The organism is Flavobacterium sp. SM2513 (assembly GCF_050908145.1).
Taxonomy (GTDB): domain Bacteria; phylum Bacteroidota; class Bacteroidia; order Flavobacteriales; family Flavobacteriaceae; genus Flavobacterium.
The window spans coordinates 3,261,586-3,276,844 of record NZ_CP194228.1; the positions used below are offsets into that span (position 1 = coordinate 3,261,586).

General features: G+C 34.9%; 12 protein-coding genes and 3 tRNA genes. 9 read left to right on the top strand and 6 right to left on the bottom strand.

The annotated features are described in order from the left end of the window. The 4 genes from ACQ5J2_RS13925 to ACQ5J2_RS13940 are packed head-to-tail and all read left to right on the top strand — an operon-like array spanning window position 1 to window position 3,487. On the top strand, window positions 1-639 hold the full coding sequence (locus ACQ5J2_RS13925; RefSeq protein WP_432671065.1) for a DUF4159 domain-containing protein: 639 nt from the start codon (window positions 1-3) through the stop codon (window positions 637-639). 4 nt (window positions 640-643) lie between these two features. Then, window positions 644-1,732 (top strand): AI-2E family transporter, encoded by a 1,089-nt coding sequence (locus tag ACQ5J2_RS13930; RefSeq protein WP_432671066.1) that lies wholly within the window; start codon window positions 644-646, stop codon window positions 1,730-1,732. A gap of 1 nt (window position 1,733) precedes the next feature. Next, complete coding sequence (locus ACQ5J2_RS13935; RefSeq protein ID WP_432671067.1) at window positions 1,734-2,918, top strand: THUMP-like domain-containing protein; 1,185 nt, start codon at window positions 1,734-1,736, stop codon at window positions 2,916-2,918. Then, window positions 2,915-3,487 carry a hypothetical protein gene (locus tag ACQ5J2_RS13940; RefSeq protein WP_432671068.1) on the top strand — a complete coding sequence of 191 codons (573 nt, stop codon included), beginning with the start codon at window positions 2,915-2,917 and terminating at the stop codon, window positions 3,485-3,487. The genes ACQ5J2_RS13935 and ACQ5J2_RS13940 overlap by 4 nt, the downstream gene beginning before the upstream one ends. Here ACQ5J2_RS13940 and ACQ5J2_RS13945 read toward each other — a convergent pair. Next, window positions 3,484-4,122 (bottom strand): M15 family metallopeptidase, encoded by a 639-nt coding sequence (locus tag ACQ5J2_RS13945; RefSeq protein ID WP_432671069.1) that lies wholly within the window; start codon window positions 4,120-4,122, stop codon window positions 3,484-3,486. The two genes, ACQ5J2_RS13940 and ACQ5J2_RS13945, sit on opposite strands and share 4 nt — an antisense overlap. A gap of 226 nt (window positions 4,123-4,348) precedes the next feature. Between ACQ5J2_RS13945 and ACQ5J2_RS13950 the strand changes: the two genes are divergently transcribed. The 3 genes from ACQ5J2_RS13950 (at window position 4,349) to ACQ5J2_RS13960 (ending at window position 4,629) form a co-directional block, all read left to right on the top strand. Next, window positions 4,349-4,435, top strand: a tRNA-Ser gene (locus tag ACQ5J2_RS13950). 16 nt (window positions 4,436-4,451) lie between these two features. Further along, window positions 4,452-4,526: transfer RNA gene (locus tag ACQ5J2_RS13955), tRNA-Pro, on the top strand. 29 nt (window positions 4,527-4,555) lie between these two features. Further along, window positions 4,556-4,629, top strand: a tRNA-Arg gene (locus ACQ5J2_RS13960). A 62-nt stretch (window positions 4,630-4,691) separates the two neighbouring features. Here the strand turns inward: ACQ5J2_RS13960 and ACQ5J2_RS13965 are convergent. The 3 genes from ACQ5J2_RS13965 to ACQ5J2_RS13975 are packed head-to-tail and all read right to left on the bottom strand — an operon-like array spanning window position 4,692 to window position 8,246. Continuing rightward, entirely contained in the window at window positions 4,692-5,591 is a 900-nt protein-coding gene (locus ACQ5J2_RS13965; protein WP_432671070.1) for a patatin-like phospholipase family protein, read from the bottom strand. After that, a complete protein-coding gene (locus tag ACQ5J2_RS13970) occupies window positions 5,588-7,663 on the bottom strand; it encodes a M1 family metallopeptidase (protein ID WP_432671071.1) in 2,076 nt (691 codons plus the stop codon). The genes ACQ5J2_RS13965 and ACQ5J2_RS13970 overlap by 4 nt, the downstream gene beginning before the upstream one ends. Before the next feature lie 37 nt (window positions 7,664-7,700). Next, the gene (locus ACQ5J2_RS13975) at window positions 7,701-8,246 is read right to left on the bottom strand and encodes a DUF1697 domain-containing protein (RefSeq protein ID WP_432671072.1); all 546 of its coding nucleotides are present in this window, start codon (window positions 8,244-8,246) and stop codon (window positions 7,701-7,703) included. 165 nt (window positions 8,247-8,411) lie between these two features. Here ACQ5J2_RS13975 and recG point away from each other — a divergent pair, with 165 nt between their 5' ends. After that, complete coding sequence (gene recG / locus ACQ5J2_RS13980; protein ID WP_432671073.1) at window positions 8,412-10,514, top strand: ATP-dependent DNA helicase RecG; 2,103 nt, start codon at window positions 8,412-8,414, stop codon at window positions 10,512-10,514. Window positions 10,515-11,276: 762 nt separating this feature from the next. Here recG and ACQ5J2_RS13985 read toward each other — a convergent pair. Beyond that, entirely contained in the window at window positions 11,277-12,443 is a 1,167-nt protein-coding gene (locus ACQ5J2_RS13985; protein WP_432671074.1) for a DUF1501 domain-containing protein, read from the bottom strand. Window positions 12,444-12,445: 2 nt separating this feature from the next. Next, window positions 12,446-13,837 (bottom strand): DUF1800 domain-containing protein, encoded by a 1,392-nt coding sequence (locus tag ACQ5J2_RS13990; protein ID WP_432671075.1) that lies wholly within the window; start codon window positions 13,835-13,837, stop codon window positions 12,446-12,448. 329 nt (window positions 13,838-14,166) lie between these two features. Here ACQ5J2_RS13990 and ACQ5J2_RS13995 point away from each other — a divergent pair, with 329 nt between their 5' ends. Next, complete coding sequence (locus ACQ5J2_RS13995) at window positions 14,167-15,216, top strand: efflux RND transporter periplasmic adaptor subunit (protein ID WP_432671076.1); 1,050 nt, start codon at window positions 14,167-14,169, stop codon at window positions 15,214-15,216. Window positions 15,217-15,259: the final 43 nt, after the last annotated feature.

Below are 15,259 nucleotides of genomic sequence, written 5' to 3' on the forward strand. Positions count from 1 at the left end.
ATGAAGAAAATAGTTGTACTTTTTTTATTATTTCCAACGCTTTCTTTTGCCCAAGAAATAGCTTTGTTAAAATACAATGGTGGTGGCGATTGGTATGCAAATCCTACTTCATTGCCTAATTTAATTAAATATTGCAACCAAACAATCAATACTAAAATCAAGCCAAAACCAGTAACAGTTTCGCCAGATAGTCCTGATTTATTTAATTATCCATTCATTCACATGACGGGTCATGGAAATGTGGTTTTTAGCGAAAGCGATGTCAGAAATCTCCAAGATTACCTCAAATCAGGTGGTTTTTTGCATATTGATGATAATTACGGAATGAATGAATACATTAGAAAAGAAATAAAAAAGCTTTTTCCTAATGAGGTTTTAACGGAAATTCCCAGTTCACATGTTATTTTTCAAAAACCCAATGTATTTCCACAAGGTTTACCAAAAATCCACGAACACGATGGAAAAAGAGCCCAAGCTTTTGGTATATTTATCAAAAATAGGTTGGTTTTATTGTACACTTACGAAAGTGATTTAGGCGATGGCTGGGAAGATGAAGAAGTAAACAATGACCCTTTTGAAGTACGCCAAAAAGCATTAAAAATGGGAGCGAATATTATTAATTATATTTTTACAAATTAGTGTTATGAACTCAAAAGTAATTGGAAATGGAATTGTTCGTGGCGTACTTATTCTAGCGGGAATACTACTTATTATGTACGTGTTCTATTTGACACAAGCTGTTTTGATTTATCTCGTAGTTTCCTTGATATTAACCTTAATAGGTATTCCAATTATTGCTTTCTTGCGAAAGCGATTAAAATTTAATAATATTTTTGCAACCATAACAACCTTAATTATTTATGTTTTGATAATCGCAGGATTTGTGATGATGTTCATCCCACTTTTATTAGATCAAGGTCAAAATCTATCTATTTTAAATATTCAAAGCATTGAAACTACCATCACTAATTTGACAAATCAAGCTTCTGTATTTCTTGATGGACATGGGATTGACGCTTCTAAAGCTTTAAAACCTTCCAACCTAACTTCACAACTTAATTTAAATTTCATACCCAATTTTCTTAATAGTATCTTGGCTATGGTAAGCAGTTTTGGAATGGGATTGGCATCGGTTTTATTCATTACTTTTTTCTTTTTAAAAGACAGAAAACTTTTCACCTATATGACAAAGTCAGTATTACCAGAACAGCATTCTGATCGTATTTTAGATTCATTAGATAAAATCAATCACTTATTATCAAGATACTTTATTGGGTTGCTAATTCAACTTTCCATCGTATTTGTACTGTACTTAATTGTACTGCTTATTTTTGGTATTGATAATGCTTTTGTAATCGCATTTTTATGTGCTGTTTTAAATATTATTCCGTACGTAGGTCCACTAATTGCTTCTGTTTTAGCAGCAATATTAACGATGATAAATAATTTAGGAGCTGATTTTCAAAGTGAAATATTGCCTACCACAATTTATGTAATGATCGGATTTTGGATTGTACAAGTCATTGACAACAACTTTTCGCAACCCTATATTTTTTCCAGCAGTGTCAATTCACATCCTTTAGAAATATTTTTAGTGATATTAATTGCTGGATTTCTTTTCGGAATTATGGGAATGATTATCGCAGTGCCTTTATATACTATTTTAAAAGTCGTTGGTAAAGAATTTTTACCCGACAATAAAGTGGTGCAAATGCTGACTAAAAACATTTGATTTGCTGGAAGCCATTTTACAAAAAGAAGTACAAGAGTTTATAAATGCCCATCTTTTTACAGATGTGCAAAAATTAGCATTAAAGAAAAATCCCTTTCCCGAATTGGATTATAAGATGCTTTTGAGTCAAATTGTATCCAAAGGAAAAGCGAAAGATAAATTACCCACTTGGTTCCATTCTGAAGGCATAATCTATCCTGAAAAAATATCTGTAGAACAAACTTCTTCAGAAAAAACAGCACAATACAAAGCCAACTTAGTATCCGGTACATCTTTAATTGATTTAACAGGCGGTTTTGGAATTGATGATTATTATTTTGCTAAAAAAGTAAAAAACGTGTTTCATTGTGAAATAAATTCAGATTTATCAGAAATTACAGCACACAATTTTATAAAATTAAATGTTGAAAATATTGAATGCTTTTCAGGCGATAGTTTCGCTTTTTTAGAAAAATCTACTCAAAAGTACGATTGGATTTATATTGACCCTTCGAGAAGAAATGCATTAAAAGGAAAAGTTTTTTTGCTAGCCGACTGTTTACCAAATGTTCCCGAGCTTTTGGATTTTTATTTTGAAAAATCCGACAATATTTTAATAAAGACGGCTCCGATTCTCGACATTTCTTCGGCAATGGGCGAATTGAAATTCGTGACAAACATTCATATTGTGTCCGTTGAAAATGAAGTAAAAGAATTACTGTTCGAATTAAAAAAGAATTACAAAGGACTAATTGGAATCAAGACAATTGATTTTGGAAAAAAAGTCACCCGCTTTGATGCCATTTTAGGAGAAGAAAGTCCGAATTTGAACTTTGGTTTACCAAAAAAATATTTGTACGAACCCAATAGTGCAGTGATGAAATCGGGAAATTTTGATTTAATCAGCAGTCGATTTAAAGTAAGTAAGTTACACACAAACTCGCACATTTACACCTCTGGTGAATTGGTTGATTTCCCAGGAAGAACATTTGAAATTCAAGATAATTTCATTTACAATAAAGAAAATATGAAGTTGAAACTTCAAAATCAGAAATGCAATATTACCACTCGAAATTTTCCAGAAACTGTAGAAAACATTCGGAAAAAATGGAAAATTAAAGATGGAGGAAACCACTACAGCTTTTTTACAACCGATATTAATAATCAGAAAATAGTATTACTTTGCACAAAAATTCAGCAATCATGAGAATCATTATTTTAGTTATAAGTTTATTTTTTGGCATACAATTATCTGCTCAAAAAAATTGTGGCTTTTCGACCGATGTAAAGGACAGTATAGGAACATATAGAGAAACAAAAGGGTACTTAATGCATGAAAAAGTTTTTGGAGGAAAATCAACCTATATATTTTTCACACTTGCAAATGAAGACGGAACTCCCTTTTTAAAAGTTCAAAAAATTGAAAAAAGCGCTAATTTTATTTCTGCAAATTGCTTTGACCAACAATCGAAAGTGTACATCCAATTGTTAAATGGGAAAATCATCACCCTTGTATATGGTGGTGAAGAAACCTGCGGAAACCTAGTTAGACAGCCTAATGAATCCCTTGCTAGCAGAGTTATTACTGGAAATTTTCTTTTTTTAAAAGGAAGCATTGAAGATTTAAAAAGTTCACCCATTTGGCAAATTAGAATTAGATATGCGACCGAAACGATAGATTTTGCAATAAAAAAAGAATTAGTCTCTGAGTTGATGAATGAAACGTTTACGCCTGAAACCTATTTCACAAATTATCTACACTGCATCGCTGATTAATTGCAATCCCAATTAAAATTAGAAATTGGGTCGCCCAATGCTCCTGAATAATCGTAATGCCACCATTCCGATTCAAGGATTTTAAAACCATTTTCTTCCATAATTTTGCGAAGCATTTTTCTGTTGTTTCGGATTTTTTTATTCAATTTTTTGTAAGAATGAGCTGCTTGTTTACCAAAAAAATCAAAGTCAGTTCCAAAATCGAGTTCTAATCCATTTTTATCTACTAAGGCAATGTCAACAGCTCCTCCTCTATTGTGAATCGAACCTTTAGCAGGATTTGCAACGTAGGATGGGTTTGAAACTATTTTCCACATTTTTTTCTGAACCGAAAGAGGACGATAGCAATCAAATATTATAATTTTATAACCCAACTTCAGAAACGAATCATTTGCAGCAAGTAATGCTTTCACTGTTTTTAATCTCAAATAGCATTCTGCACAATCATACACTTGAGCCTTGAGAAAATTATCTGTCGTTGCGTATTTCATCTCATAAACAAAATCCATACTGTAATCTTTGAGATTTACAAAAGTAGAATCTGGAATTTTAATACTCGAATCTTGTCCAAAAGTAGCATGAACACTAATTAATACAAGTAAAAAACTTAAAAGTAACCGTTTTATTTTTTTCATTTTTTCCATTTTAATCTCTAAATATACAACAAAGGTACGCTTCTTTGGGTTAAAACTAAATGGAACAGTAGGTACTCAGAAAGAAGCTAAATAGTATTTCATTGATACTTAGATATTTTAAAACAAAGCATCAAATAATTAAAAAAAAACATCATTTTTAGTTGTAAAATAGATAATGTTGGCTTAGATTTGCAACCGCTTAAAACAAGTACGTTCATTGAGTGTTGGAGAGTTGCCTGAGTGGCCGAAAGGACTTGTTTGCTAAACAAGCGTATGGGAAACTGTACCAAGGGTTCGAATCCCTTACTCTCCGCTTTTTTTTACACCTTCGGGGTGTAGCGTAGCCCGGTTATCGCGCCTGCTTTGGGAGCAGGAGGTCGCAGGTTCGAATCCTGCCACCCCGACATTTAAGTTTTTACATTTATTGTAGAATGGAGATATAGCTCAGCTGGATAGAGCACCTGCCTTCTAAGCAGGCGGTCGAAGGTTCGAATCCTTCTATCTTCACATTAAAAACCACTGATTTTCAGTGGTTTTTTTGTTTTGTATAGTTTTCAACCATAAAAAAGCTACCGATTCTCACTCATATCCTCATTCTTGTTTTGGGCATATTCATAGCCTTGATGCCACCATTCTTTCATCTTCTTTTTATTAAAAATCAATGCGTTGTCCGTCAATTTTGTCGGTGTATAAAACAAATTTAACTTTACATTCTTATTGTTTGCCATCAATTTCCCAATAGCAATATCGTGTTTTTCAACTTGGTCTAAAAGTGTTCCAAATAAATCAACCATTAGCGAAAACGGATTTTTGCCAATTACTCGAGGTTCCAATTGTGTTTCGGTTTCTAAAATAACCACATCAACTTCTGTCGCACCGCGATGTATCGCTTCCGTAATAGGTACAAGACTGGAAAAACCACCGTCTCCGTATTCATAATTTCCTTTTTTCACCAAACTCATAAACGGAATATAATTGCAAGAAATCCAAATCCATTCGCAAAACTCCTCGTAATCGTAATCACGGATACATTTATATTCCACCTGATTTAAAGTCAAATTGGTTACTGTAACTACAATATCACAATTTGATGCCTTCAACTGATTAAATTCAGACAAAGTAAAATTATGCTTGATATACCGCAAAAGTCGGCGGCTTTCGCCAAAGGTTCGCTTGCCTTTTACAAACTGTTTGATTACGTTAAAATGGTTAATGGTTACGATATCGACACCCTCTTTTTCCTTAATTACAAAAGGGGAAACATTAAAAATATTATCTTTATTGACATTGGTATAAATATCGTAAATCTTACCAATTTCGCCCAATGCCAAATGCGGAATCAGCAAACTTCCCGTGGACGTTCCCAATAACAAGTCATACTGATTGCCGCGAACTTCCATCAAATATTGGGCAACACCACCGGCAAAAGCACCTTTACTTCCACCTCCTGAAATGACTAACGCTCTCATATTTTTTCAATTAATAATCGGTTCAGTTGACTTTTTTCACGTTCGGGAAGTTGCTCTAGCATATCTTCAAAAAACTTGCGATGAATATTACTTTTCAATAAACCTCGGATATTTTCTCTTGCAAATTTTACAAATTGCCATTTATGACTGACCAATGCATTTACTAAATACTTCAACGTGTTCTGGTCGTTTTTATCCAAAAATAATAATTTCATAATTGCATTTTGACGCAAATTACTCTCATATTTTGAAGTGGCATAATCCAGCAATTCATCATAATAAGTCGCTTTTTTATCTTGTTCAAAATCTTTAGTTGCCAAAGCTAACGTTAACCATAATACACGCAAATTCTTGTCATTCAAACCTACCCAATCTCTTGACTTTTCTAAAGTCATAAAGCGTTCTTCGGGAAATTCCGACCAATATTTATTCAATACAATCTCCCGAGTGATGTACGAATCATCGTCCAACAACGACAAATAATCACTTTTGAAACTCGAAGGAATCGAATCCATTGTTTTTGCAATTGCTTGACGTACTTTGAAATCGCCGGTTCGCATCGCTAATTTCAAAACACGTTCTTTTTCTTGGTAAGAAACCGACTGCAATTGATAAATAACCTCTTCTTTTAAAGGATAAAACGCGTTCCCTTTCAGTAAATTGGAATAGGTAACTTCCTTTTCCGCAAAAGGTTTAGTTCTCAATTCTGACACTTCAAAATAGGCACGAATAAAGGGACTTCTATTCAAAATAGTCAACACATCTTGGGTTTGAAAAACGGCGCTTTCCAACCAGTCTTTCTTAAATTTATTCGTGTCGAAGTCCGAAACTTTATTAATTTCGGCTAAAAAATCGTCCGTTTCTACATTCTTAAATTGATATTTCTGCAAATAACTTTTAACCGCTTTTTGAAAGTTTTCATGACCCACATTTTCACGCAAATAATGCAAAGCCCAAGCTCCTTTTTGATAAAAAGTCAACGAACTCGCCTTTGGATTTAAAAGCGGAACCAAATCATTTTTTGAAGCGGCAATCAATCGTTCTGCCATTTCATACAATTGCCAATTGAAATAATCAGAACCAAATACTGATTCTTCCGCCAATAAAGCATAATAGGTTGCAAATCCTTCTTGTAGCCAATGATGCGTTCCTGATTTTGCCGTAACCATATCACCAAACCATTGATGTGCCAATTCATGAGCATTTACATTCAAGTAACTCCGGTCGTTAAAACCGATGGAATCCACCACAAAATCCTGCGTAAAAATAGTGGCAGTTGTATTTTCCATTCCCGCATACAGAAAATCTTTAACCGGAATTTGACGATACACTTCCCAAGGATAAGCAACACCGATTTCATTTTCAAAAAAGTCAAATAGTTGGGTGCTGTAACGGTATGTGGATTCAAATTTAGAAACATCTTCTGGTTGCAAATATAATTCTATTGGAGTTCCTGAACGAGTACTTAAAGTCTGCTTTTCAAACTGACCAATTGCCATCATAACAAGGTACGAACTCATAGGATGAGCCATTTTATAGTTCCATGTCGTAAGCGAATCTGTTGCCGTTTTCTGCGCCAAAACACCATTGGAAAGTACCTCGAAATCAGTTGCAAAAGTAACTGTAGTATTGAAGATGACTTTTTCATTCTCATCGTCAAAACTGGGCAACCAATGACTAGTGTTTTTACCTTGACCTTGCGTCCAAATTTGTTTCCCCTCACCTGCTCCTACAAAGTAAAGCGTTTGTTTTGGCGTTGCTTGATAATCAAAACTAATCGTATTTTTTCCTTTTTTATAGCCTTTAAACAACTGCAATTCTGTACCCGAATTTTTAAAGTCTACCGTTCTTTTATTGATTTTTACATTCGAGAAATGCATGTCTATAGCATCAATTCTTATGGTGTCAATAGCCGACTTTACATCAAAAGTATAAACTACATTTCCAGAAATAGATTGTTTTTCGAAGTTTAAAAATAAAGTAGCATTTGCAACTTTAAAATCAACTTTTACAGGTTGTTGTGCCAAAAGTAAACTCGGAAATAAAAGCAAAAAAGAGAAATAGCGTTTCATGATAAATAGTACAAATTATAGGGTTTGAATGGCGTTTCTAACGTTCCTCATACATGTTTAATAATTGCGTCACCGTGTTCCAATTCCGAATGGTTGCTGTTAAATTGAGTTTTTTCTCAATATATTTTTGGTCCAACCTCGTTTTTCCAGCTCCAACGGCGTATTTAATGAAAATTTTATTACCATCAATAACCGCTTCATCGGGTTTAAATTGACTAATTTTCAAATCATTGATACTGTCACTTCGCAACGTATTGGATAAAAAAGCGACATATAATTTTTTCGTATCAACGTCCTTGTCTTTTAAAAAAGGATTGTTCTTAAAGCAATTTTCCAAATCTTCTTTGTGGATAACAACGGCCGGGACGTCGTGTCCAAATGCTGCAAAAATTTCTTGCTTGATTTTAAAACCAACCGAAGCGCCATTTTCTTCTTCAGCATCCACAAACACATTTCCAGATTGAATATACGTCTCAATATGCTGAAAACCTGCTTTTTCCAACATGCTTTTTAATGCGTCCATTTTCATCATATTGTGACCTGAAACATTGATACCGCGAAGTAAAGCGAGATGAGTAACCATAAGTTTATTTTTTAGAATTTCAAATATAAAGTTTTTAGAAGGTAATCGTGTTGAAAGAAACATAAAAGTGTTGTATGCATTCGTTTTTACTACTACTCATTTTCTAGTTTCCCATTAAAAATCTATCTTCGCTTCTCATAAAAAATTTCGTTACTACCAATACAAATGAGCCAATTATTACAAACTCCCATCGAATACCTTAAAGGCGTTGGCCCCAGTCGGGGTGAATTGTTGCGGAAAGAATTGGGCATTTATAAGTACGGCGATTTGGTGCAACTGTTCCCCAACCGGTATATTGATCGAACCCGTTATTATAAGGTAAACGAACTCAATGCTTCCAATGCGGAAGTGCAGTTAATTGGTAAAATCATCAGCTTAAAAACCATTGAGCAAAAAAGAGGCAAGCGATTAGTGGCGACTTTTAAAGACGAAACGGGACAAATGGAACTCGTCTGGTTTCAAGGTCAGAAATGGGTAAAAGAAAACTTAAAACTCAATTCCGAGGTGGTTATTTTTGGAAAATGCTCGGCTTTTAACAATGTGTACAACATGCCGCATCCCGAAATTGAATTGTTAGCGGAACACCAACAAAGTTTACGTTCGGCAATGCAACCCGTTTATCCTTCCACGGAAACGCTTTCTAAACGTGGAATCAGCAACAGGATGGTCATTAAAATGTTAGAGCAATTATTTTCTGAAAGAGAACTGAATTTCATCGAACCACTCCCCGATTATTTAATCAAGGAATTAAAATTGATTTCGAAAAATAAAGCCATTTTCAACATTCACTTTCCGAAAAGCAGCGAAGATTTGGCGAAAGCCCAATTCCGGTTGAAATTTGAAGAATTGTTCTTCATTCAAATGCAGTTGATTACGAAGAATCTAATTCACAAACACAAAATAAAAGGACACCAATTTACAAGTGTAGGAACTTATTTCAATGCTTTTTACAGCAATCATTTGCCCTTTGATTTAACAGGTGCTCAAAAACGAGTGCTGAAAGAAATTCGCAACGACATGGGAAATCCTGCTCAAATGAACCGACTGTTGCAAGGCGACGTAGGTTCGGGAAAAACAATCGTGGCATTGATGAGTATGCTTTTGGCTTTAGATAATGGATTTCAAGCCTGCTTGATGGCTCCCACAGAAATTTTAGCCAACCAGCATTTTGTTGGACTTTCAGAATTAGCAATTCCGTTAGGTTTAAATATCAAATTATTAACGGGATCAGTTAAAATAGCACAACGCCGTAGTATCCACGAAGAACTTGAAAATGGAAGTTTACAGATACTAATTGGAACACATGCCTTATTGGAAGACAAAGTAAAATTCAAGAATTTAGGTTTGGCAATTATTGACGAACAACACCGTTTTGGCGTGGAGCAACGTTCTAAACTTTGGAAGAAGAATGTAATACCACCACATGTATTGGTTATGACGGCTACTCCAATACCGCGAACATTAGCCATGAGCTTATATGGCGATTTGGATATTTCGGTGATTGACGAACTGCCTCCAGGACGAAAACCCATTCAAACGGAACACCGTTTCGACTCGAACCGGTTGCGAATTTGGAAATTTATCCGCGATGAAATTGCCAAAGGAAGACAAATTTACATCGTCTATCCATTGATTCAGGAATCTGAAAAAATGGATTACAAGGATTTAATGGACGGTTACGAAGGCATTTCTCGGGATTTTCCATTACCAGATTATGCAGTTTCTATTGTGCATGGAAAAATGAAACCCGCTGAAAAGGAATCGGAAATGCAGCGTTTTATTAAAGGTAAAACACAAATTATGGTGGCTACAACGGTGATTGAAGTGGGCGTGAATGTGCCAAATGCAAGTGTAATGATTATTGAAAGTGCCGAACGTTTTGGACTTTCGCAACTACACCAACTGCGAGGTCGTGTAGGTCGTGGTGCTGAACAAAGTTATTGCATTTTAATGACGTCACACAAATTGTCAGAAGACAGTAAAGTACGGATGGAAACCATGACACGAACTAATGACGGGTTTGAAATTGCCGAAGTCGATTTAAAACTTCGTGGACCCGGCGATATTATGGGCAAACAACAAAGCGGAATTTTAAACTTAAAAATCGCTGACTTGGTAAAAGACCGAGACATTTTAGAATTGGCGCGGCATCATGCGTTGAAAATCTTAAAAACGGATGCTCCACTCCTTCAACCGGAACATGCAACGTTGCGACAAGTATTTATTGAAATTGGAAAAAAACAAAATATCTGGAATTATATAAGTTAGAGATTTGGGATAGAAGGATGAAAATGCTAACTGATTTTTTATTTACTTTAAATCAAGACGTGTTTATGCTTTTGCAAGATACTTTCATTATCTTTTTCAGTAGAAAGTTTAATTTCAAAAAGACGTTGATTATTGTCCACTACAGATAAAAAACCTTCTCCCAAACCTCCAGGTTCAGGAAATAAACCGTTACAGGTATTTTTTTGTTTTTCATATTTGATTTAAACCTTGTAAAATTTTGGAATCTTATTAAAATCTAAAGCATGGGCTCACAGATTATTTGGTGTTTAAAAATTTAAATAGATTCTGTGAATTTTAAAATAACCTATTACATTTATACGAAAACACCTTGAGCTCAGAATTAATTTGCTTTTCTTAATAGTATACGTATTTCCACTATTTTTTAAATAGTAAACTAAATGAATATATTTAACCTCAGTAACCTAAACTCTACACAACATGACTCATCCGCGATGATTCTCGACCAAACCACAACTAAAATACGACCCAATACACGACTAACCCATAAACTACTACCAACTTTTCAACATGTTTATAACGTTTTTATAACAAACCTTTTCCACTACTTCAACGTCCTAATAAACCTTAGATGATATAAAATAGCTGCCTGAAAGTCGACCCCCTATTCCAAATTAGATCTGAGAATCGACTTCGTTACCAAACAAAGAAACAGTACTAAAAAGCATCGTTTTTAGTACTGCATTCAATAAAACTAACAAAGTTATTTCAAATTAAGAAAACTTAAAACAACCCCCTTAGTCCTTCATTCTTAATTCCAATTTTCCCAGCATCAAACGCCATTTTCTCTTTCAATACACTAGCATAAACCGAACGGAAATCAATTTCGTGCTTTAAGTCGCCGTTGTCCAAGTTAGTTAAATTGGGGTTATTTCCCAACACCTTTCCTTTTGTACTTCCTCCAATTATGAACATTGGAGCTGCTGTACCGTGGTCGGTTCCGCTTCCGTTGTCTTTGACGCGTCGGCCAAATTCGGAGAATACAACTATCGTTACGTTTTGCAGTAGTTTGGCTTGCTTTAAGTCTTTGTAGAAACCTGCCAAAGCATCGTTCAGTTCGGTTAAATTTCGGTTGTGTAAGTTAACCTGGTTGTCGTGGGTATCGTAGCCGTTTTGAGAGGTATAATAGACTTTTGAATTCAAATTTCCTTTCACCAATTGGGCAATCCACTGCAGGTTTTTACCCAAATTAGTTTTAGGATAACTAACTTCTGCTGTTGATTTCGCCAAGGCTTTCTGGATTTCTGTTGAACCTTCCTTTACTGAATTGGCTACTTTTCGCACAAAGTCAAGCTGCGGATTTTCGGATAAGGTAATTCCTTGCTCTTTGTTTTTACTGATTTTGAAACGACTTGGGTCCTTTACAGTTATGGAATTGGGCTCTTCCCCTTTCAGCGCCAAGTTATCAATGCTGTCGAGGTTGATTCCAGCTGTTGGTTCATGGTCATTGCATTGTAAATCTAAGTATTTTCCAAGCCAGCCGTTCGTACCATATTGGTTACTATCAGTTGCGGTTTGCCAAATCTCTTGACTGCGAAAATGAGAACGAACGGGTTGAGGATAACCTACGTTTTGCACCACACTCAAATCGCCATTTTGTTGCATGGCTGCAAAATCTTTCAAAGCAGGATGAAAACCCATCCCGTTTGTTTTTCCTACAATAGTATCTTTGGCAAGTGCAATTTTTGGTCGCAAATCATAATATAAAGGATTGTCGTAAGGAATAAAGGTATTCAATCCGTCGTTTCCGCCATTGAGTTGGATGAAAACCAGACATTGTTCGCCAATAACCAAGTTTGGTTGGGTGCCAAAAGCATGCAGAAAGTTGGGCAATAGCAAAGAACCTCCTGTGAAAGTTCCTGTTAGGGATAAAAAATTACGTCTGTTCATGATTAGATGAGTTGAAATTCAGGTCGTTTTACCATTTCGTTAAACAATCGAAGTACGGCATTTTCTGCCCCTTCGCTTTTGGGATTGAAATCGTATTTAAGTAGAGTTTCAAAATCGGTTTGCATTTCCGCATCGGCTTGAAACAATAAACGGTTTTGTAATTCGGTAATAATGGTTTTATTGGTTCCTGATGCGTCAAATTTTAGTGCAACAGCACTTTGTTTCCCTGATTTATTTTGCATCATTTCATTGTCTTCCTTTTGATTATTCCGACCTAAGCCTTTTCCATTGCACATTAAATCAGCTACATTGTTTCGTTGCAAATATACTTGAGATGAAAGCCATTCCTTGCCTCCATTCCAACCCTTTACATTAGGTTGTCCAAATAAATCCATGCCTTGCATTTTCAAAAAAGCGTGTAATAATCTTGGATTTATTTTGTCGATTTGCAACTCATTTTGCAACTGCAAAACATAGACTAACGGATCTTTTATTTTTGAACCTGCCGTATTTTTTGCATATTCTTCGGTAAATATTTTTTGCAGTAGCGGTTGAATTTCAAAGTCAACTTTCCGTAAATAATCGCCATAATACGTCACTAGTTCTTCCGAAGGTACATCGTATAGAAACCATTTCAATAATTTTCGCGTAATCAGATAAGGAGCGGCTTTTTGTTCGAAAATAATATCGATCAGCTCGTCTGCTTTAAACATACCTTCTTGTCCAAAATATGTAATTACATCATTATCTTGTTGGAATTTTCGATACATTGCTTTCGTTTCCCCTAAACCTAAGCCAGCCAATCCTTTGGCGCCGTTTTTAATATCTTCTTCTGTATAGTTGCCTATTCCGAGTGTGAATAATTCCAGTAATTCCCGACTTAAGTTTTCATTGATTTTGCCTTTTCGATTGTCTACATTATCCAAATATCGCACCATTGCATTTGACTTTAAAACTTCTTTGGTTAAAGTCTTGAAGTTGCCAAAAGCATGTGTTCTTAAAATTTGGTTGTGTTGAAATATCCAATGGTTGACTTTCACTTTTTGAAAAGTAGACACATAATGGTTGTGCCAAAAACAAGTCATTTTCTCCCTTAGCGGAAATTCGTCTGACCTCATTTTTTCTATCCACCATATTTTCATTTCTTGCGAAACTTGATTTTCTTTTAGGCGTAAATCTTTGGCTTCATCAGCCGATTGGGTTTTAAGTTGTTGCCGAATGGTTTTTAGTTCTTCTAAAGTTTTCGGACTTTCATTCAAAAATGAGGGTATCGAGTCATCTACTTTTGAATTGAAAGCAACTTCTAAAAACCGCTTGAAACCGAGTGTTTCTATCTTTTGGGCTTCCTTATTTGAAAATCCCAAGCGTAAAGACCATAATGAATTTGGATGCATAACAGTTTTTTGAAAATTTAAATTAAGACCATTGAATTGAAAAAAGGTTTAATAATAAAATAGCAATAGCATCCCTTATGAGGATTGTTGTTATAAAGATAAACTATTAAAAATAAGTTTTCAAAACACTCCTCTAAATTTTGAATAAATGAACTTAGATTTTAATGTGAATTTTATAGTCGATACCCGAATTAAAGCTATGTTAACAATAATTACCATATCCTAACTCTAATCAACTTTAACACTTAAATTCTGTTAAAAAAAGACTAACACAAAAAAGACTCCGTTATATAAACTTTAGTTTTGCTCTTTCACGCAAAAAAACTTCCATGAAAGTAAAGTACATAGTTTATGCTCTAATTATTTTGGGATTAGGAACACTTATTTTTTATCGCATTGGCGAAAATAAAGAAGAGAAGAAAGACCCTAACGCTAAAAAACCGGCCACAACTGTTTATGGAAAAATACTAGTTCCGCAAGAGTTTGCAGATAATTTGACTTTATCAGGTACCTTAGAAGCCAATGAAGAAATAGAACTTCGAACGGAAGTTTCAGGCGTGGTAGAGCAAATAAATTTTGAAGAAGGTGGTTTTGTTACAAAAGGACAATCACTTGTGAAGGTAAACGACATTGAACTTCGTGCCCAATTGCGACAAGTACAAACGGCTCAGGGGTTGTCTTCTGAAAATGCAAGAAGAGCTAAATTACTGCTGGAAAAAGAAGCCATCAGTCAAGAAGAATTTGACATTGCAACAGCAGATTTTAAATCGGCTCAAGCACAAGTCCAACTAATTCAAGCCCAACTGTCTAAAACAACTATCCGAGCGCCGTTTTCGGGAAAAATTGGTTTGCGTTCCATTTCTAAAGGAAGTTACATTTCTCCTACTACTCTAATTGCCAAATTAGTCAATACTGCTCAACTAAAAATCACGTTTTCTATTCCTGAAAAATATGCACAAACGATAAAAGCCAATCAAACTTTGACCTTCACTACTTCAGGTTCAAAAGAAGTGTACAATGCCAAAATCTACGCCATTGAACCTTCTATTGAAACAGAAAGCAGAACATTAAAAATTCGTGCAATAACGGAGAATAAGGACGGTAAATTAATTCCAGGAACTTTTGCCAATGTAAGTTTGCCTCTTGCCAAATTACAAAATGCTCTTTTAGTACCAACCGAAGCATTAATTCCAATTCAAAATGGAAAGAAAATATTTGTATCCGTAAATGGAAAAGCGAAAGAAATCATCGTGGAAACAGGGGCTCGAACGGATAAAGATATTTTAATTACTTCTGGACTAAAAGCGGGCGACACCATTTTAACTTCGGGTGTGATGAGTTTGAAAAATGACAGTCCCGTAAAAGTAAAATTGCAATAATAGATTTTCAATCTAGGTCAAGTCCTACATTTAAAATCCTAAA